The 20,138-nt window shown below is 67.4% G+C and carries 18 protein-coding genes; all 18 read left to right on the plus strand.

Annotated elements, in window-relative coordinates; all coding sequences use genetic code 11:
* The first annotated feature begins 76 nt into the window (after positions 1 to 76).
* The 18 genes from ACVWW6_RS35275 to ACVWW6_RS35360 all read left to right on the plus strand — a co-directional run bounded on the left by ACVWW6_RS35275 (position 77) and on the right by ACVWW6_RS35360 (position 20,138).
* Positions 77 to 904 (plus strand): helix-turn-helix domain-containing protein, encoded by an 828-nt coding sequence (locus ACVWW6_RS35275; protein ID WP_011086170.1) that lies wholly within the window; start codon positions 77 to 79, stop codon positions 902 to 904.
* A 190-nt stretch (positions 905 to 1,094) separates the two neighbouring features.
* Positions 1,095 to 2,105, plus strand: a complete 1,011-nt coding sequence (locus tag ACVWW6_RS35280; protein WP_011086169.1) for a branched-chain amino acid ABC transporter permease — start codon at positions 1,095 to 1,097, stop codon at positions 2,103 to 2,105.
* Position 2,106: 1 nt separating this feature from the next.
* Entirely contained in the window at positions 2,107 to 3,189 is a 1,083-nt protein-coding gene (locus ACVWW6_RS35285) for a branched-chain amino acid ABC transporter permease (protein ID WP_456682324.1), read from the plus strand.
* On the plus strand, positions 3,182 to 3,964 hold the full coding sequence (locus tag ACVWW6_RS35290) for an ABC transporter ATP-binding protein (RefSeq protein WP_456682325.1): 783 nt from the start codon (positions 3,182 to 3,184) through the stop codon (positions 3,962 to 3,964). Before ACVWW6_RS35285 ends, ACVWW6_RS35290 begins: the two co-directional genes overlap by 8 nt.
* Complete coding sequence (locus ACVWW6_RS35295) at positions 3,957 to 6,173, plus strand: Tm-1-like ATP-binding domain-containing protein (RefSeq protein ID WP_456682326.1); 2,217 nt, start codon at positions 3,957 to 3,959, stop codon at positions 6,171 to 6,173. Before ACVWW6_RS35290 ends, ACVWW6_RS35295 begins: the two co-directional genes overlap by 8 nt.
* 3 nt (positions 6,174 to 6,176) lie before the next feature.
* A complete protein-coding gene (locus tag ACVWW6_RS35300; protein WP_456682327.1) occupies positions 6,177 to 7,010 on the plus strand; it encodes a phosphoenolpyruvate hydrolase family protein in 834 nt (277 codons plus the stop codon).
* 27 nt (positions 7,011 to 7,037) lie between these two features.
* Complete coding sequence (locus ACVWW6_RS35305) at positions 7,038 to 9,938, plus strand: flotillin domain-containing protein (RefSeq protein ID WP_456682328.1); 2,901 nt, start codon at positions 7,038 to 7,040, stop codon at positions 9,936 to 9,938.
* Positions 9,939 to 9,949: 11 nt separating this feature from the next.
* Positions 9,950 to 10,387: an SRPBCC family protein gene (locus ACVWW6_RS35310; protein WP_011086163.1), complete on the plus strand. Its 438-nt coding sequence runs from the start codon at positions 9,950 to 9,952 to the stop codon at positions 10,385 to 10,387.
* Positions 10,388 to 10,392: 5 nt separating this feature from the next.
* A complete protein-coding gene (locus tag ACVWW6_RS35315) occupies positions 10,393 to 10,848 on the plus strand; it encodes an SRPBCC family protein (protein ID WP_456682329.1) in 456 nt (151 codons plus the stop codon).
* On the plus strand, positions 10,839 to 11,657 hold the full coding sequence (locus ACVWW6_RS35320; RefSeq protein WP_456682330.1) for an FAD binding domain-containing protein: 819 nt from the start codon (positions 10,839 to 10,841) through the stop codon (positions 11,655 to 11,657). The genes ACVWW6_RS35315 and ACVWW6_RS35320 overlap by 10 nt, the downstream gene beginning before the upstream one ends.
* Positions 11,658 to 11,674: 17 nt before the next feature.
* Entirely contained in the window at positions 11,675 to 12,151 is a 477-nt protein-coding gene (locus ACVWW6_RS35325) for a (2Fe-2S)-binding protein (protein ID WP_456682331.1), read from the plus strand.
* An 11-nt stretch (positions 12,152 to 12,162) separates the two neighbouring features.
* Positions 12,163 to 13,749, plus strand: coding sequence for a xanthine dehydrogenase family protein molybdopterin-binding subunit (locus tag ACVWW6_RS35330; RefSeq protein ID WP_456682332.1), 1,587 nt, complete (start codon positions 12,163 to 12,165; stop codon positions 13,747 to 13,749).
* Positions 13,750 to 14,772, plus strand: coding sequence for a xanthine dehydrogenase family protein molybdopterin-binding subunit (locus ACVWW6_RS35335; RefSeq protein WP_456682333.1), 1,023 nt, complete (start codon positions 13,750 to 13,752; stop codon positions 14,770 to 14,772).
* A gap of 10 nt (positions 14,773 to 14,782) precedes the next feature.
* Positions 14,783 to 15,664, plus strand: a complete 882-nt coding sequence (locus ACVWW6_RS35340) for an AAA family ATPase (protein WP_011086157.1) — start codon at positions 14,783 to 14,785, stop codon at positions 15,662 to 15,664.
* Positions 15,661 to 16,782: a vWA domain-containing protein gene (locus ACVWW6_RS35345; RefSeq protein WP_456682334.1), complete on the plus strand. Its 1,122-nt coding sequence runs from the start codon at positions 15,661 to 15,663 to the stop codon at positions 16,780 to 16,782. The genes ACVWW6_RS35340 and ACVWW6_RS35345 overlap by 4 nt, the downstream gene beginning before the upstream one ends.
* Positions 16,779 to 17,663, plus strand: coding sequence for an amidohydrolase family protein (locus ACVWW6_RS35350; RefSeq protein WP_456682335.1), 885 nt, complete (start codon positions 16,779 to 16,781; stop codon positions 17,661 to 17,663). The genes ACVWW6_RS35345 and ACVWW6_RS35350 overlap by 4 nt, the downstream gene beginning before the upstream one ends.
* 31 nt (positions 17,664 to 17,694) lie before the next feature.
* Complete coding sequence (locus ACVWW6_RS35355) at positions 17,695 to 18,543, plus strand: N-acyl homoserine lactonase family protein (protein WP_456682336.1); 849 nt, start codon at positions 17,695 to 17,697, stop codon at positions 18,541 to 18,543.
* 20 nt (positions 18,544 to 18,563) lie between these two features.
* On the plus strand, positions 18,564 to 20,138 hold the full coding sequence (locus tag ACVWW6_RS35360) for an isochorismatase family protein (protein ID WP_456682337.1): 1,575 nt from the start codon (positions 18,564 to 18,566) through the stop codon (positions 20,136 to 20,138).

Consider the following 20,138-nt stretch of genomic DNA (forward strand, 5'->3'; position numbering starts at 1 on the left):
GCGCTCTCCGCTCTTGCAATCTCGGCGGCGTTGTTGAACGCTGGCTGAAAAGACAAGAACATTCGGGAGGGAAGGCATGAGCCGTGCGCTCGCCGTCTTCCACGGCCGGTTCGGTCGGGCGACGGTTTATCAGTTGAACCGCCCTTTCAATATCCACGCGCATCGTGAAGGTCATCTGATCTTCCATGTCGGCGGCATGCCCGCATGCATCGATGTCTCCGCCGGCCACTACGATCTCAACGAAACCTCGGTCGTTGCCGTCAATCCCTGGGAGCCGCACAATTTTCTGCCGACCGACCTCGACGGCGGCGCGATCTTCTTCGTGCTCTATGTCAATCCCGAATGGTTTGCGCCCGATGCATCGGGCACCGACCGGCTGCGCTTCGGCCGCACGCAGTTCAAGCGCACTGTCGCGCTCGACAAGCACATCCGGCGAACAGCCGCCTTGGTGTGCGGCGCACCATCGCTCTCCAGCCTCGATTCCGAGCTCCGGCGGCTGATCGACATTTGCTACGATGAAAGCTGGCAACAGGCGGAGACCGTACGCGATGCGCGGGCGAGCGGCGCCGTGACCGACTTCCGCGTGCGCAAATGCATCAAGCTGATGTCCGAGAGTCCGGGGGCGGAGATGGAGCTCGACACCATCGCGCGCGAGTCCGGCCTGTCGCGACCTCACTTCTACCGGCTGTTCCGCGTCCAGACCGGCGTCACGCCGAACCTCTATCTCAACACGCTGATCATGGAACAGGCGCTCGAAGCGCTGGTCGCCAGCGAGGCACCGATCGCCGATATCGGCTTCGATCTCGGCTTCTCCTCGCAGAGCGGCTTCACCCGCTTCTTCGCCGCCAATGTGGGGATGGCTCCGACCGACTATCGTCGCGCCGCCAAGGTCTTGCGCGCCTGACCGCCGCGCGAAAAGATACTCACGATCAAATGTCGCACTTAAAGCCCGGCTAGGATGAGCGCAACGCGACCCCCAGATGGTCGCGACGACGGGAGCGCACGTTCATGGCGAGGCGAGCAGCCGCTGCAAGGCTGTCTGACCTGCATTCGGTGGAGCTTCGGCGCGCCGCCTGGACAAGCGGGCGGCGCACATGAGCCGTTTCATCGAACGCCATCCCGCCTGGGCGCTGATCTCGATCATCGCGATCGCCATCGCGCTCTGGCTGATCTTCGCGGTCTGGCCGCCGGGCCTCGAAGAGGCGATCGGCCGCAAGCGCGTCTTCCTCAACGCCGTCTTCAACGGCATCACGCTCGGCGGGCTCTACTTCCTCGTCGCAAGCGGCTTCACGCTGATCTTCGGCCTGATGCGCAACGTCAACCTGGCGCACGGCTCTCTCTATCTGTTCGGCGGCTATGTCGGCTACGCCATCAGCACAGCCACCGGCTCCTGGCTCCTCAGCTTCATCGTTGCCTTCGTCCTGACCGCGCTGGTCGGCGTGCTGCTTCAGGTGATCGTGTTCCGGCGCATGGAAGGCCAGGACCTCAGGCAGACCATGGTGACGATCGGGCTCTCGATCGTGTTTGCCGACCTGATGCTCTGGGCCTGCGGCGGCGACTTTTACCAGATCCAGACCCCGAGCTGGCTGATCGGGCCCGTGGACCTGCCGCTGATCACGGCGGTGAAATCCTCGGGCGAGCCGGTCTATCTCCGATATCCGGTGGTGCGGCTGGTGATCTTCGCGGCGTCCGTCGTGATCGGCGTCGGCATGTGGCTCGCGCTCAACCGCACCCGGATCGGCATGATCATCCGCGCCGGCGTCGACGATCGCGACATGCTGGCCGCCACCGGCGTGCGCATCCAGCTCGTCTTCGTGCTGGTGTTCGCGTTCGGCGCAGGGCTTGCCGGCATCGCCGGGGTCGTCGGCGGCACGTTCCAGTCGCTGTCCCCCGGTGAGGACATCCGTTTCCTGCTGGCCTCGCTGGTGGTGGTGATCGTCGGCGGCATGGGATCGATCCCCGGTGCGGCGCTCGGCGCGCTCATCATCGGCCTCGCCGAGCAGCTCGGCTCGGTCTACATCCCGACCTACGCCATCGTCGTGACCTTCCTGATCATGGTGCTGGTGCTGGCAATCCGGCCGCAGGGCCTCCTGGCGAGGCGCTGACATGTCCCTCGCCCACGACGCCCGCGTTACCGTCCGCCCCGCCGCCGTGGCGGAGCGTTCCGCGCGGGCATGGCCGGAGATCGACAATCCCGCCGCCTGGATCGTCGCGGTCCTCCTCCTGATCATGCCGCTGATCGCCAACGGCTTCTTCCTGATCGAGATCTTCGCCACCACGCTGATCCTCGGCACCATGGCGCTGAGCCTGATGTTCCTGGCCGGCTACGGCGGCATGGTCAGCCTGATGCAGCTCACCATCGCCGGCTTTGCGGCCTACATGGTCGCCGTGTTCGGCGTCAGCGCCAACACCAATATCAGCCTCGGCTGGCCGTGGTGGCTCGCGGTCCCGATGGCGCTCGCGCTCGCGACCGTCTTCGGCACGCTCGGCGGCGCGCTGGCCGTCCGCACCGAAGGCATCTACACCATCATGATCACGCTCGCGATCGGCGCGGCCTTCTACTATTTCACCAACCAGAACTGGGCGATCTTCAACGGCCACACCGGCATCAACACCGTCGCGACGCCGCATTTCTGGGGCGTCAACTGGCGCGCCGACATTCCCTTCTACTACATCGTGCTCGCGGTCGCCGCGCTGTGCTACTTCGCCGTCGACTACATCTCCCGCGCACCGTTCGGCCTGGCGCTGCAAGGCGTGCGCGACAATCCCCGCCGCATGGCCGCGCTCGGCTTCAACGTCAATGCGCATCGCGTCGCGGCTTACGCCTTCGCGTCCTTCGTCGCCGCGCTCGCCGGCGTACTCCAGGTCTGGAACTACCGCCAGATCTCGCCGGGTTCGGTCAGCGTCGGCGCCTGCATCGACGTGCTGATCATCGCCGTGGTCGGCGGTATCACGCGCCCGATCGGTCCCTTCATCGGTGCGCTGATCTTCGTGCTGCTGCGCACCTTCGCGCTCGATGTCCTGATCAAGTTCGGGCTCGACGGCAACCGCTTCCGGCTGCTGATCGGGCTCGGCTTCCTCGCCATCGTGTTCTGGTCCTCGGACGGCGTGATCGGCCTGTGGCAGCGCTGGCGCCAGAGCCATCGCCCCACGACGGGCCGTTCGGGCGGAGCAAGCGGCCATGGATAGCGTCGCCCAGCGCCTCTCCGCCGTCGGCGCCGGCGCCGCGCTCGAGCTGCGCGGCGTGACGCGCCTGTTCGGCGCGCTGGCGGCGCTGACCGACGTCACCATCACCGTGCGTCCCGGCGAGCGGCGCGCCGTGCTCGGCTCGAACGGCGCCGGCAAGACCACGCTGTTCAACTGCATCACCGGCGACTTCCCGCCCTCCTCCGGCACCATCCGCTTCTTCGGCGAGGACGTCACGCACTTCCCGCCCTATGAACGCATCCGCCGCGGGCTGCGCCGGACCTACCAGATCTCGGCGCTGTTCCCCGGCCTCACCGTGCAGGACAACGTCTATCTCGCCTGCCGCGGCATCTCGCGCGGACGTTTCTCGTTCCTGCGCCCGGGACAGAACGACGCCCTGATGCACGCAGCCGACGACCTGGTGCAGGCCGTGCACCTGACCGCGGTGAAGGACCAGCGCGTCGCCGAGCTCGCGCATGGCCAGCAGCGCCAGCTCGAGATCGCGCTCGCGCTCGCCGGCGCCCCGCGCTTCGTGCTGTTCGACGAACCGGCCGCGGGCCTGTCGCCGACCGAACGGCAGGAGCTGATCGAGATCCTGACCTCACTGCCCGCCCATATCGGCTACATCATCATCGAGCACGACATGGACGTCGCCTTGCGCGTCGTCGAGAGCGTCACGATGATGCACAACGGCCGCGTCTTCAAGGAAGGCCTGCCGCAGGAGATCGAGTCCGATCCCGAGGTGCAGGAGCTTTACCTCGGAGGCGGCCATGAATGAGGCCCGCCGCACAGCCGCCGCGCTCGAGGTCCACGGCCTCGACGTCTACTACGGCCACTCGCACGCGCTGCAAGGCGTCGACCTCGCGCTGGAGAGCGGCGTGTTCTCCGTCGTCGGCCGCAACGGCATGGGCAAGACCACGCTGTGCAAGGCGATCATGGGACTGGTGCCGGTCAGCGGCGGGTCGATCCGCATCCGCGGCGAGGACATCACGCGGCGCTCGCCGGCCCACATCGCCCGCCTCGGCGTCGGCTATGTGCCGCAGGGCCGCCGCCTCTGGCGCTCGCTCAGCGTCGACGAGCACCTGCGGCTCGCCGCCAGCATGCGATCCGGTGCCTGGACCGTCGAGCGCATCTACGACACCTTCCCGCGCCTCGCCGAGCGCAAGGACCATGGCGGCGGCCAGCTCTCCGGCGGCGAGCAGCAGATGCTCGCGATCTCGCGCGCAGTGCTCACCAATCCGCATCTGTTGATCATGGACGAGCCGACCGAGGGGCTTGCGCCCGTCATCGTGGCGCAGGTCGAGGAAATGCTGCTGCGGCTCGGCGAGGACGGCGACATGGCCGTGCTGGTGATCGAGCAGAACATCGGCGTCGCCACCGCGATCTCGCGCAATGTCGCGATCATGGTCAACGGCCGCATCAACCGCATCATCGATTCGGCACGGCTTGCCGCCGATCGCGAGCTCCAGCAGCGCCTGCTCGGTGTCGGACTGCATGCGGCCCTCGAGCCGGATGTCGACGCGGCCGCTGCCGGCAGTGAGCCGAGGCCGGCCCCGCAGCCCTCGCGCCCGAGCGGGCCGATCCGGATCTACATCTCCAACCCCACCTTGCCGACACGCTGGTCGCAGCCGGTCCCGATCGCGCGGATCGAAGCGGCCGCACGCACGCTTTCGACGCAGGTTTCGCGTCTCGACGAGACCGCGCGGCGCAAGCGCGAGCCGGCGACCGCGCAGGCATCCGGACCGCCGGTGGTGCTGGTCGTCGGCACGCTCGACACCAAGGGCGCCGAGCTGCGCTTCATCCGCGACATCATCACGGGAAGCGGCCTGCGCACACGCCTGGTCGACGTCTCCACCAGCGGCAGGCACGCGAGCTGCGATGTCTCCGCGCAGGAGATCGCGCTGAACCACGGACGCGGCGGCTCGGCCGTGTTCGGCCCGGACCGCGGCGCCGCCGTCACCGCGATGGCGGATGCGTTCGCCAACTGGCTGCGGCGGCAAGGCAATATCGCCGGCGTGATCACGGCCGGGGGCTCGGGTGCGGCATCGCTCGTTGCGCCGGGCATGCGTACCCTCCCCGTCGGCGTGCCGAAGCTGATCATCTCCTCCGTCGCCTCCGGCGATGTCGGGCCCTATGTCGGGCCCGCCGACATCACCATGATGTATTCGGTCACCGACGTGCAGGGGCTCAACGCGATCTCGCGCGCGGTGCTCTCGAACGGTGCGAATGCCATCGCCGGCATGGTGAAGGCGCGCCTCGATCAGCGCGAAGCCAGGGAGCGCGCGACCGCCGCCAGCCTGCCGTCGATCGGCATCACCATGTTCGGTGTGACGACGCCGGCCGTGCAGAGAATCGCCGCCGATCTGCGCGAGGATTTCGAGTGCCTCGTCTTCCACGCCACCGGCGTCGGCGGCCGCTCGATGGAGAAGCTGGTCGAGACCGGCCAGCTCGCCGGCGTCATAGACCTGACCACGACCGAAGTCTGCGACCTCCTGATGGGCGGCGTGTTTCCCGCGACCGAGGATCGTTTCGGTGCGATCATCCGCACGCGCGCGCCCTATGTCGGCTCGGTCGGCGCACTCGACATGGTCAATTTCGGCGCGCCCGACACCATCCCGGAGCGTTACCGGGGCCGCAAGTTCCACGTTCACAATCCGCAGGTGACCTTGATGCGGACCACCGCCGAGGAGAACGAGCGCATCGGCCGCTGGATCGGCGAAAAGCTGAACCAGATTGACGGGCCCGTGCGCTTCTTCCTGCCCGAGGGCGGCGTCTCCGCGCTCGATACCCGTGGTCAGCCGTTCTGGGATCCGGATGCCGACGCCGCGCTGTTCCGCACCCTGGAACGCACCGTGCGGCAGACTGGCAACCGTCAGCTCATTCGCGTCCCCAGAAACATCAACGATCCCGAGTTCGCCTCGACCATCGCAGCTGCGTTCCGAACGCTGTTCGGCCGCACCGGGGCGCGCCGGAGACTAGCGAGGTGACCGATGGCCAGGTTTGAGCGCGCAGCACTCCTGAGGCGGTTTCGCGGCATGGCCAAGCGGGGCGAGCCGATCGTCGGCGGCGGCGCCGGCACCGGGCTTTCGGCCAAATGCGAGGAGGCCGGCGGCGTCGATCTCATCGTCATCTACAACTCCGGCCGCTACCGCATGGCTGGCCGCGGCTCGCTCGCGGGGCTCATGCCGTACGGCGATGCCAACGCCATCGTGCTGGAGATGGCCGGCGAAGTGCTGCCCGTCGTCAGCAAGACGCCGGTGCTCGCCGGCGTCAACGGCACCGATCCGTTCCGCGACATGGACGTGTTCCTCGACCAGTTGAAGGCGCTCGGCTTTGCCGGCGTGCAGAACTTCCCGACCGTCGGCCTGATCGACGGCGTGTTCCGCGCCAATCTCGAAGAGACCGGGATGTCCTACGCGCTCGAGATCGACATGATCGCGAAGGCGCGCGAGAAGGACCTGCTGACCACGCCCTACGTCTTCAGCGAGAAGGAAGCCGCCGCGATGGCGATAGCCGGGGCCGACATCATCGTCTGCCATCTCGGGCTCACCACCGGCGGCACGATCGGGGCGCAGACCGCGCCGAAATTGCAGGACTGCCCGGCGCGCATCGACACCTGGGCCTCGGCCGCGCTCAGCGTCAATCCGGAGATTCTGGTGCTCGCGCATGGCGGGCCGATCGCCGATCCCGCCGACGCCGATTTCATCATGAAGAACACCCGCCACTGTCACGGCTTCTACGGCGCGTCCTCGATGGAGCGACTGCCCGTGGAGCGGGCCCTGACCGAACAGGTACGTCAATTCAAGGCGATCGGCGCGCGATAACGCCTTTAAGGTTCGAGGGAGGACAAGATGTCAGGGATATTGGTCGGCGAGTTGATCCTCTGGCTGATCGTCGCGATCATCGTGATCGTCGTGGCCGTCTACATCGTGAACTGGCTCTACCATCGCTCCTCCAAGGAGACGTCGTTCGTCCGGACCGGCTTCCTCGGCGAGCGCGTGGTGATCAACGGCGGCGCCTTCGTGCTGCCGTTCATCCACGACTACACGCCGGTCAACATGAACGTGCTGCCGATGGGCATCGTCCGCTCCCGCCAGGACGCCGTGATCACCCGCGACCGCATGCGCGTGGATATCGAGGCCGACTTCTACGTCCGGGTCCAGGCCACCAAGGAGGCGGTCTCGATCGCGGCTGCCACACTCGGCCGCCGCACCATGGAACCCGAACGGCTCCACGCGCTGCTGGCCGGCAAGTTCATTTCCGCAATCCGGTCGGTCGCGTCCGAAATGACCCTGGAGGAGATGCACGAGCGGCGCGGCGACTATGTCGTGCGCGTCAAGACCAATGCGGCGGAGGCACTTGCCCAGAACGGACTCGAGCTCGAGTCCGTCGCGATCACCGATCTCGATCAGACCGATCTCGAATTCTTCAACCCGTCGAACCGGTTCGACGCCGAAGGTCTGACCCGCCTGATGGAGGACATCGAGGCCAAGCGCAAGCTGCGCAACGACATCGAGCAGGACTCGATGATCAAGATCCGCTCCCGCAATCTCGAGGCCGAACGGCAGGCGCTGGAGATCGAGCGCGAGAGCGAGACGGCGCGGCTGGAGCAGGAACGCGACATCGAGATGCGCCGCGCGCTCCAGCGCACCGAAGTCGCCCGCGAACGCGCACTGCGCGAGACCGAGGCCGAACAGGCCCAGATCTCCGCCCGCGAGTCCATCGAGCGCGCGCGGATTGCCAATGACCAGGCCATTGCCGAGGCCCGCATCGCCTCGGAGCGCGAGACCCGCCAGAAGGAGATCGAGCGGACCCGCACCATCGAGGAAAAGGAGCTGCTGGCGCGCGAGGAAATCGAGAAGACCCGGATCGCCAACCAGCGCTCGATCGACACCACCCGCATTGCCTCGGAGCGCGAGGTGCGCCAGCGCGAGATCGAGCGCATGCGCACCGTCGAGGAGGCCGAGATCGCCGCACGCGAATCGATCGAGAAGGCCCGCATCCAGCAGGACCGCGCCGTCACCGATGCCCGCATCGCCAACGAGGAGGAGACGCGGCGCCGCGAGATCGAGCGCACCCGCGCCGTCGACGAGGCCGAGATCGCCGCACGCGAAGCCACCGAGAAGGCGCGCATCGCCCAGACCATGACGGTCAATGTCGAGCGCATCTCCTCGGACGAGCGGACCCGCGCCCTGGAAATCCAGCAGGTCCGCACCATCCAGGAGGCCGAGATCGAGGCGCAGCGCGCGGTAGAGGCCGCCCGCATCGCCCGCGAACGGACACTGGCCGCCGAGCGCATAGCCGCCGAGCAGAACACGCGGCAGCTCGAGATCGAGCGCAACCAGACCCTCGATGTCGCGGGAATTGCCGCGCGCGAGGCGACCGAAGCCTCCCGCATCGCGCAGGAGGAACGGGTGCGCTCGCTGGAGATCGCCCGCAACCGCGCCGTCGAGGAGGCCGACATCGCCTCGCGCGAAGCGATCGAGGCCGCCAGGATCGCGCAGGAGAAGACCGTTGCGGCCGAGCGCATCCAGGCCGAGCGCGAAACCCGCGCGCTCGAAATCGAGCGCACCGGCGTCCTGGAGGCGGCCGAGCTGAAGCGGCGCGACGCGATCGAGCGCCAGCGCATCGGGGTCGATCTCGCGCTCGAGGCGGAGCGAATCAACTCGTCCAAGAAGCGCGAAGTGCTGAATATCGAGCAGAAGAAGGCGATCGAGATCGCGGACGAAGACCGCGTCATCGCGCTCTCCACCAAGCGCTCGGAACGGATCGACGCCGATCGCCAGGTCAAGCAGGCCGAGATCGTCGCGCGCAAGGACGTCGAGACCACCGACGTGTCGCGCGAGCAGGCGCTGGAAGCGGCGCGGATCGAGCGCCGCCGCGCCATCGAGCAGCTCGAGGTCGCCCGCGTCCAGTCGCTGCAGGAAGCCGAGATTGCCGCGCGCGAAGAGGTGGAGCGCGCGCGGATCGCGTCCGACCGCGGCCTCGATGAGGCGCGCATCGGCCGCGAGCGCGAGCTGCGCAAGCTCGAGGTCAACCGCGAAAAGGACGTCGAGACGGTGCTGATGGAGAAGGCCATCGCGATTCATCAGAAGTCGCTGGAAGAATCCGCAGCGCGTGCTGCTGCGGAGGAAGCCCGCATCCATGCGACGGAAGCCACCGAGCGCGTCATCACCGCGCGCGAGAGCGAGATCGCAAGGCGACGCAAGACGGTCGAGGTGCTGCTCGCCGAGAAGCAGGCCGAGGAAACCCGGATCGCGGCCGACGCCGAGCGTGTCCGCGCCACCGTCGAGGCCGAAGCGCAGCGGATGCTCAACGAGGCCGAGAACGTCCTCACGGATCAGGCGCGCTACTCGCTGTTCCGACGAAAGCTGCTCGACCGCATCGAAGGCATCGTGCGCGAGAGCGTCAAGCCGATGGAGAAGATCGAGGGCATCCGCATCCTCCAGGTCGACGGGCTCAACGGCAATGGCCATGGCGGCAATGGCGGCCGCAGCGCCACCGACGAGGTGATCGACTCGGCGCTGCGCTACCGCGTCCAGGCGCCGCTGATCGATTCGATCCTCGCCGACATCGGCGTCGAGGGCGGCAGCCTCGCCAAGATGCCGGGCCTGATCCGCGAAGCCCGTGACATGCAGGGCATCAAGGAGTCAGCGCGCAAGGGCGGCGGCGACAAGCCAGCCGCCTCCCCGCCTGCGACTGAGGGCGGCGGTGAACCGCCGGCCGAGCGCGGGCCGCGGAAGAAGAGCTGAGGATCGCGTTCATGGCCCGCGTCTACGTCTCCACCGTCGTCAACGCCCGCAACGACCGCGTCTGGGCGCGGGTGCGCGATTTCAACGGCCTGCCGAATTGGCACCCGGCGATCGCGGAGAGCCGGATCGAGGGCGGCGAGCCCTCGGACAAGATCGGCTGCGTCAGGGATTTTCGCCTGCGCAACGGCGACCGCATCCGCGAGAAGCTGCTCGGCCTCTCCGACTACGACATGTTCTGCACCTATTCGATCCTGGAATCGCCAATGGGCGTGGAGAACTACGTCGCCACCCTGCGGCTCACGCCCGTCACCGACGGCGACCAGACGTTCATGGAATGGACCGCCGAGTTCGACTGCGCGCCGGAGCGCGAGACGGAGCTCGTCAACAATATCGGCGGCGGCGTGTTCCAGGGCGGGTTTGACGCGCTGAAGCGCGTGTTCGGAGGCTGACACCCGTGCCGCATATCGTCAAAAGCACGATTTTGGACGCGCCGACCGATACGGCGTGGTCCGTGCTGCGCGATTTCAACGGGCACGACCGCTGGCACCCGGCGGTTGCGACCTCCACGATCGAGCGTGCGCAGCCCTCCGACAAGATCGGCTGTGTCAGGCGCTTCAAGCTGAAGGACGGCTCCGAGCTGCGGGAGCAGCTTCTGGCGCTGTCCGATCTGGAACAGTCCTTCAGCTACTGCCTGCTCGATACGCCGGTGCCGATGTTCAACTACGTCGCCCATGTCCGGCTACTGCCGGTCACCGACGGCGACCGCACCTTCTGGCACTGGGAGTCGCGCTTCACGACCAGGCCGGAAGACAGGGATCGCATCACCCACATGGTCGCCGAAGACATTTATCAGGCCGGGTTCGAGGCGATCCGCCGGCATCTGAAGGAGGCCGCATCATCATGGCCGTGACAGTGAAGACGTTCACCAGCGCCAGCGAGGCGGCCGGGGCGCTGTCCTCGGACCGCAGCGCGCGCTATCTCGGCGGCGGCACACTGGTGATGCGCGCGCTGAACGAGGGCGATGTGACGATCTCGACCGTCGTTCGCGCCCACGACCAGGCGCTGACCCGCATCGACGCATCCGGCCCGCGCGTGACGCTCGGGGCCGGCGTCACCTTCGCGCGAATCCTCGCCGAACGGGACCTCGCCTTCCTGCATGCCCCTGCCCGCTCGATCGGCGGTCCCGCCGTGCGCAACATGGGCACCGTCGGCGGCAACCTCTTTGCCCCCAATCCCTATGGCGATTTCACCGTCGCGCTGCTGGCGCTTGACGCCACCGTCGCCGTGCAGGGCGGCTTTGGCGCGCGCGACGTCCCGATCGAAGAGTTCTTGCAGACGCGCGACCGCCAGGCCGGGACGCTGGTGCTGTCGGTGTCCTGCACCCGGCCGGCCAGCAGCGAGGCCTTCCGCTATCGCAAGATCGCGCGCATCAAGCCGAAGGGCGGCTCGGTCATCACCCTTGCCGCGCATCTGCCGGTCAGCGGCGGCCGGATCGCGGGCGCCCGCATCGCGCTGGGCTCGATGGCGCCGACGCAGATCCGCGCCCGCGCCGCCGAGCGAGCGCTCGAGGGCCGCTCGCTCGATGCCGCGACGATCGCGGCCGCCGCATCCGCAGCAACCGAAGGAACATCGCCATCCGACAACGCGCTCGGCAGCGCCTGGTATCGCCGCGAAATCGTCGGCGTCCATCTGCGGCGTCTGCTGTCCGGCCAGGAATAGACAGGGAATAGGTCGTCATGTCCAAGATACCCCTGCAATTTCGTCACAACGGCCGCGACGTCGCGATCTTCGTCGACGGCGGCACCAATCTGCTGGTGGCGCTGCGCGAGTTGATCGGCGACATGACGCCGAAATTCGGCTGCGGCCAGGGTGGCTGCGGTACGTGCAGCGTGCTGATCGACGGTGAATTGCACCTCTCGTGCCTGACGCTGGCCGAGACCGTCGCGGGCCGCGCGGTCGAGACGCTCGACGGCATGAAGCAGGGCCCGAATTTGCATCCGCTCCAGCGCGCCTTTGCCGACCATTTTGCCGCCCAGTGCGGCTATTGCACGCCGGGCATGCTGATGGCCGCAAAGGCCCTGCTCGACCGCAACCCCGCCCCGAGCCGCGCCGAGGTCGTCGAGGCGATCTCCGGCAATATCTGCCGCTGCACCGGCTACGAGCCCATCGTCGACGCCATCCTCGCTGCTTCCGGCAGCCGAGCGAGTGCCTGAGGATCCCCATCATGCTGGAACTGCGCAAGGACATCTTCGCCGACGAGCGCGACGATAATTTGAAAGAGATCGGCAAGGGGACGCAGCGCCAGGACATGCTCGGCCACGTCACGGGCACGTCGAGCTATTTCAACGACCACAAACTTCAGGGCATGCTGCACCTGAAGGTCGTCCGCTCGACCGAGGCGCATGCGAGACTGCGCCGTATCGACACCACCGAGGCCGAGCGCTCGGCCGGCGTGCGCCGGATCATCCGCGGCACTGATGTGCCGGTCAATCTCAACACGCTGCTGAGCCTGATCAATTTCGGCAAGGACGACGAGCCGTCGCTGGCGGTCGACAAGGTCCGCTACAAGGGCGAGCCGATCGTCGCCATCGTCGCCGACAGCGAGCGCGAGGCGTTCGAGGCGATTGCCAAGGTCAAGGTCGACTACGAGGTGCTGCCGGCGGTGTTCGACGTCGAGGACGCGCTCAAGCCCGGCGCGCCCGTGGTCAACGAGACCTACCCAAAGAACACATTCACCTATCACGAGGTCTACGATCACCAGCGCTTGCGATTCGGCGACGCCGATGCGGCGCTCGCGACCGCCGATCACGTGCTGGAGCAGCGCTACCAGATGTCGCCGATCGAGCACGCGCCGACCGAGACCAACGGCGCGATCGCCGCGCCCGACACCAACGGCCGCTACGTCGTCTACACCTCGACGCAGGCGCTGTTCTTCTCGGTCGACACCTGCGCCAAGATTTTGGACGTGCCCTCCAACACCTTCCACTTCATCGGCGGCACCGTCGGCGGCGGCTTTGGCGGCAAGGTGGACACGCTGACAGAACCGCTCGCGATCCTGGGGGCGATGCTGACCGGGCGGCCCGTGCGCTACGTGTTCGGCCGCGAGGAGGAGATGCAATACGGCCCGCCGCGCGGCGCCGAGCGCATCTACATCAAGGATGGCGTGATGCGCGACGGCCGCATCGTCGCGCGCAAGATCCGCGCCTATTTCGACAGCGGCGCCTATACGCGGCTGTCCAGCTACGCCGCCGTGAAATGCGCCGCCCACCTGCCCGGCCCCTACACCATCCCGAACGTCTATGGCGACGTCTATTGCGTCTTCACCAACCGGACGCCTGCAACCGCCATGCGCGGCTTCGGCGTCACCGCGATGGATTTTGCCATCGAGTGTCAGATGGACAAGCTGGCAAACCTCGTCGGCATGGACCCGATGGAGTTCCGCATCCTGAACGCCTATCGCGACGGCGACATGAAGGCGCACAGGCGCGAAGCCAAGAACACCGCGCTGATCGAGTGCGTCCAGGTCGCGGCCGAAAAGGCCAAATGGCCGATCCGCGACGAGTTCAAGCGCGCGTCCTCGCGCAAGGACGGCGGCGGCAGCCGCGCCGTGATTCCGCCGACACCGACGGATTCGCACCCAAGGCCGGCTGTGGCCGCGCAGCAGCGCACGACCTATGACCGGCTTCCACCGACGGTCACCCGCGAGCCGCCGCGCGAGCCGGCACCACCGGCGCCGCCTCCCCCGCGGCCCGCTGCGCCCTCGCATGGCGCGACCCGTTTCTCCTCCGTTTTCGGCACCAGGAGGCGCTAGATGACCCGGCATCGCGGACGCGGCATGGCGTCGATCAACTATCCCATCGGCATGAATCTCGGCGGCGATCCCAGCCAGGCGCTGGTGCACTCCAATCCGAGCGGCAAGTTCACCGTCGCGCTGTCGTCGATCGACCTCGGCCAGGGCATGAAGTCGGTGACACGGCAGATCTGCGCGGAGACGCTGGGCGTGCCGGTCGAGGACGTCTATGTCGACACGGCCGACTCCGACACCGGCCCGCACTGCATGGGCTCGTTCGCCTCGCGCGGCACCCACCGCGTCGGCAACGCCGTGATGGCCGCCGCCCGCGAGGCGCGCGGCGTGATGATGGAGGCCGCCGCCGAGGAGCTGGAGGTCAATGCCGCCGATCTCGAGACCGACGGGCGCGGCAACATCCACGTCAAGGGCGCGCCGCACCGGTCGATCTCGACCAAGGACGTCGCGATCGCCGCGCAGTTCAAGCAGGGCAAGACCATCTCCGGCCGCGGCATCTTCCTCGTCCCTCTTTCCAACGTCGATCCGGAAACCGGCGAGATGTCGCCGGCAACCTGCTACGCCCATGCCTGCCTTGTCGCCGAGGTCGAGGTGGACGACGAGACCGGCGAGGTCGCGATGGTGCGCATGGACTCCGCCTATGAGCTCGGCCGCGCGCTCAATCCGCGCCTGGTCGAGCAGCAGCTGGTCGGCGGCGCCTGGATGGGCGTCAGCCACGCGCTCTACGAGACGCCTGAGCCCTACTATCCCGATCCCGTTCACGGCCCCCGCGATTTCGTCGAATATCTGATGCCCGGCCCCGGCGATATCTGCCCGCACGACGTCGCCGTGCTGGAGCGCCCTGCGCCGGATGGCCCGTTCGGCGCCAAAGGCCCCGGCGAGATGTGCGCCAATCCGGTGCTGCCGGCGGTTGCCAATGCGATCTTCAACGCGGTCGGCGTCCGCATCGACGATCTGCCGATCACCCCGGAAAAGGTGCTGCGCGCCATCAAATCCCAGGGCGGCGCGCGACCGCAGGCACGGCGCTAGAGGTCCTGGAATGGCGGTTCGCAGCAACATCGTCGGCATCGACAGCCCCGAAGCGCTGGAGAAGGCGCTGCGCGCGGCCTATTACCTCGCCGACGAGGGACTCGCGACCGCAGCCTATCTCGGCCTCGCCCTCGGCAAGCCCCTGCTGCTCGAAGGCGCGCCGGGCGTCGGCAAGACCGAGGCGGCGAAGGCCATCGCCGCCGTGCTGGGGCGGCGTTTGATCCGGCTGCAATGTTATGAGGGCATCGATTCGTCCGCGGCGCTCTACGAGTGGAACTACCCGCGCCAGATGCTCGCGATCCGCCAGGCCGGCGACGAGAGCATCGACATCTATGGCGAGACGTTCCTGATCGAACGGCCGATGCTCGCCACACTGCGTGCGCCCGATTCCACCGTGCTGCTGATCGACGAAATCGACCGCGCCGATCAGGAGTTCGAGGCCTTCCTGCTCGAATTCCTGTCCGACTTCCAGATCTCGATCCCCGAGCGCGGCACGGTCCGCGCGGCGGAGCGTCCCGTCGTGGTGTTGACCTCGAACCGGACGCGCGACCTGCACGAGGCCCTGCGCCGCCGCTGCGTCTATCACTGGATCGACTATCCCACCGAAGAGCGCGAGGCGCGCATCGTGATGCTGCGCGCCTCCAGCGTTGCGGAGGCAACCGCACGCGCCGTCGTTGCCGCCGTCGGCAAGCTCAGACGCGAGCCGCTCAGCAAGGCCCCGGGCATCGCTGAAGCCGTCGACTGGGCCGAGGCGGCGACCTTGCTGCACAAGGGCGGCGCGCGCTGGCCCGATGCCTTCAGGCGCTCGATCGGCGTGGCGCTCAAGGACGAGGAGGACCTGCACTTCATCTCACCCCGGCTCGATGCGATGCTTGCGGAGGCAACCGCATGAGTCCCGAACTGCAACTGCCGCAGGCGGCGCGCGTGTTCGTCTCCTTCGTCGCACTGCTGCGCGCCAACGGCTTTGCCGTCGCCCCGGAGCAGACCACCGCGTTCCTCACCGCGATCGAGCTGCTCGGCCCGCGCCACCTCGGCGATATCCGTCAGGCGGCGCTGGCCACCCTCGCCCCGCCGCCCGAACGCCGCGCGACCTTCGACCGGCTGTTCGACCTCCATTTCCGCGGCAGCGAGGCCGTCACGCGCGATGACGACGGCGAGGACGACGAGACCGTCCGGCTTCAGGAAGAAGGCCGCGGCGAGGAGGAGCCTCTGCTCTCCGACGACGCCAACGAATCCGGCCTCACCGCGACCCGTACCGAGGCGCTGGTCGACCGCCGCTTTGCGCAACTCTCTCCCGGCGATGCGCTGCGCCGCCTAACCCGCGAAGCGCCGCGGCGTCTGCCCAGGCGACGCGGCCACCGGCGCATGCAGGCCCGGCGCGGTCCGTTCGCCGATCTTCGCCGGACCTTGCGCGATTCCGTGCGCAGCGACGGCGAGGTCCTGCGTCTCGGCCACCTGAAGCGCAGGCAGCGCCCGCGAAAAATTCTGCTGCTGATCGACGTCTCCGGCTCGATGAAGAGCCGCACCGAGGAGAACATGAAGCTCGCCCACGCGCTGGTGCAGGCAGCGCCCAATGTCGAGGTCTTCACCTTCGGCACGCGCCTGACCCGTGTCACCCGCGCGCTGCGGCTCAAGCGGCGCGAACAGGCGCTGAGCGCGGCCGCTCATCTCGTCAGCGACTGGGACGGCGGCACCCGGATCGGCGATGCCTTGCAAGCCTTTCTCGCGGTGCCGCGGTTCGGCGGCTATGCGCGCGGGGCGGCGGTTATCGTCGTCTCGGACGGGCTGGAGCGCGGCCCACCCGACGCGCTGCGCGACGCCGTGGCAAGACTGTCGCGGCGGGCCTGGCGCATGAGCTGGCTGACGCCGCTCGCAACGGGTCCGGGCTTTCGCCCCCAGACCGAAGCGCTCGTCGCCATCGAACGCTTCGTTGACGATCTCGTCGACGGCGGGTCGAGCGCATCGATCGTCGCGCATGTCCTGGCACTGGGACGAAGGAGAGTTGCGTGACCGAGATTGTCGACGGCCATCATCACATCTGGCGGCAGGCGGACCTGCCCTGGCTGATCGGCCCCATGCAGCCCCGCATCTTCGGACCCTACGAGCCGATCCGGCGCGACTATCCGATCCAGGAATATCTCGGCGATCTCAAGGGCACCGGCGTCAATCGCTCCGTCTACGTCCAGACCAACTGGGCCAACGATCGTTTCGAGGACGAGGCCGCCTGGGTGCAGCAGACCGCGGACGAGCAAGGCTGGCCCCACGCCATCGTCGCCTATGCCAATTTCGCCGTCGACGACGTCCGCCCGCAGCTCGACCGCCTCAAGCGTTACCCGCTCGTGCGTGGCGTGCGGATGCAGCTGCACTGGCACGAGAACCCGCTTTATCGGTTTGCCACCCGGCCTGATCTCTGTCTCGACCCCCTGATCCGCAGCAACGTCGGATACCTCGCCGACTACGGCTGGAGTTTTGATCTTCAGGTGTTCACACCGCAGATGCCGGATGCCGCGCATATGGCCGAGGCCTGCCCGAAGGTGACCTTCATCCTCCAGCACGCCGGGATGCTGGAGGATCTTTCGCCGGCAGGCCGCGCCGCCTGGCGCGCGGGAATGGCGCGCCTCGCCGCATGCCCGAACGTGGTGTCGAAGCTGTCCGGGCTCGGCACGTTCATCCACCGCAACGATCCCGCGCATATCGCCGCGGTACTGACCGACACGGTCGCGATCTTCGGCGCCGAGCGTTGCCTGTTCGGATCGAATTTCCCTATCGAGAAATTGTGGACCAGCTATCGCGAGCTCGTCGACGCGTTTCGCGCGGCGGCCGCTCCGCTGAGTACCGGGCAACAGGACGCGATCTTCAGGACCACCGCAGCGCGCGTCTACCGGCTTTGACAGACAAGAAACGAGACAGGGAGAGACACGGATGGCGCTGGAGATCAAGATCCTGGACTATGGCGATATCGAGCTGGAATCGAGCTTTCTGGTTCTCGGCCGCGACTGCGGCCGCACCCGCCGCGTCCTCACGCTCGGCTTTTTGATCCTCGGCGGCAAATATCCGGTCGTGGTCGACACGGGCTACCGCTCCAACCAGATCATGGAGACGCTGGGCATGCGCGGGCTGCAGTACCACGAGCACATGATCGAGAACCAGCTTGCCCGCCATGGCGTGCGCATGGGCGACGTGCGCTTTGTCTGTCACACCCATCTGCACATCGACCACGCCGGCAAGGACGATCTGTTTCCGATGAACACGACCGTCGTCCTCAACCGCAAGGAGCTGGAATATTCGGTCTCCGGCCTGATGCATCCGCAATATCCGGCGCCCGACATCAAGCACCTGATCGACCGCCTGCACACCAAGAGCGCGCTGCGTTTCCTCGATCTGGAGATCACCGGGCCGATCGAGCTGATGCCCGGCGTCTATTGCGACGCCGCCAACGCCCACACCGAGGGCTCCATGAACGTCATCGTCGAGACCGCCGACGGGATCGCCACCATCTGCGGGGACGTGATCTACGATTTCAACGACCAGATCGTCACGCCGTTCAACGAGATTCACGACTGGGAGCCGCGGACGACCGGCAACCACGGCACCAGCAAGCGGGCGGAGAAGGCCTCGATCAAGAAGCTGCTGAGCAATTCGCGCTATTTGCTGCCGGTACACGACAGGCCGGCCAAGATCGAGGGCGGCATGGTCGTCGGCCGTCTGCACGACCAGGTCCCCGGCCCGATCGTGCAGTCGCTGCCCCCGCGCAACTGGTTCCCGGCCTGACGCGCTCGAAGGATCGACCGATGACGCATGTCACCTTGCGAAGCGAATTCGAGACCTTGATCGATCCCTATGCGCCGGTCGCGCAGGTCGGAACGGGCTTTGACTTCACGGAGGGCCCGATCTGGCATCCGATCGATCACTACCTCCTGTTCTCGGACATGCCTGGCGACGTTCGGCGGCGTTGGGACGCACGGCGCGGCGTGGCCGAGGTCAAGCGCCCGTCGAACAAATGCAACGGCATGACGTACGACGCCGAGCTCAATCTGATCGTCTGCGAGCACGCCACCTCGTCGCTGATCCGCGAGCGGCCGGACGGCCGGCGCGAGGTGCTGGCCTCGCATTTCGGGGGCCAGGAGCTCAACAGCCCCAACGACGTGTGCGTGCACTCCTCGGGCGGAATCTATTTCTCGGATCCCTGGTACGGACGTATGCCGGTCTATGGCGTCGAGCGGCCGCGGCAGCTCGGCTTCCAGGGCGTCTATCGCGTCATGCCCGGCGGCGAGCCGAAGCTCGTCGTCGATCGCAATCTGTTCGACCAGCCGAACGGACTGTGCTTCTCGCCCGACGAACGGCTGCTCTATGTCAACGACACCGTGCAGGCGCTGATCCGCGTATTCGACGTCAATGCCGACGGCACGCTCTCGAATGCGCGGGTGTTCGCAAGTAGCATCAAGTCCGAGCTCGAGCCTGGCCTGCCCGACGGCATGAAGTGCGACCAGCACGGCAATGTCTGGGTCACCGCACCCGGCGGCGTTTGGGTCTACTCGCCACGCGGCGAACTGCTCGGCAAGGTTCGTGTACCCGAACTCGTCGCCAACCTCGCCTGGGGCGGGCCGGATTTCCGCACGCTCTATCTGACCTCGACGTATTCGGTCTATGCCATCCCGACCAAGGTGGGACCGCGCCACGAGCCCTATATGAGCGGCAGGCGCGGCGGCGGAGGCGCAAGCGCCGGCCCCGCGGCCGCAGCGCCCATCCTCACCGACGGCGAGATGCGGCTCGATCCGAAGCGCTGCGCCATGATCATCCAGGATCTTCAGAACGACGTCATCATGGATGGCGGCGCATTCGACGGGTCTGGCGCGCCCGCTCACGCGAAGCAGCAGCATGTGGTCGAGAATGTCCGGCGTCTTGCCGAGGCCGCGCGGGCGCGCGGCGTCGCCATCATCCATGTCTGGTTCGTGGTCGAGCCCGGCGCCCCCGGCGTGACGCTGAACGCGCCGCTGTTCGAGGGTCTGGTCGACAGCAAGGCGATGGTACGCGGCAGCTGGGGCGCGGCACCGGTCTCGGGCCTGGAGCCCCGGCCCGGCGATTTCGTCGTCGAGAAGATGCGGATGAGTGCCTGGGAGGGCACGCGGCTGGAGACGATCCTGAAGGCCACCGGCCGCGACATGATCATCAACACCGGCGCCTGGACCAACATGTCGGTCGAGCACACCGCGCGCACCGGCGCCGACAAGGGCTATTTCATGATCGTGCCGGAGGATTGCTGCTCGACCATGAATGCCGACTGGCACTCGGCCTCGATCAATTTTGCCATGCAGAACGTCGCCATCGTCACGCGGGCGGATGCCGTCATCAGAGCGCTGGGATGA

It is taken from the genome of Bradyrhizobium sp. USDA 3311, assembly GCF_054062495.1.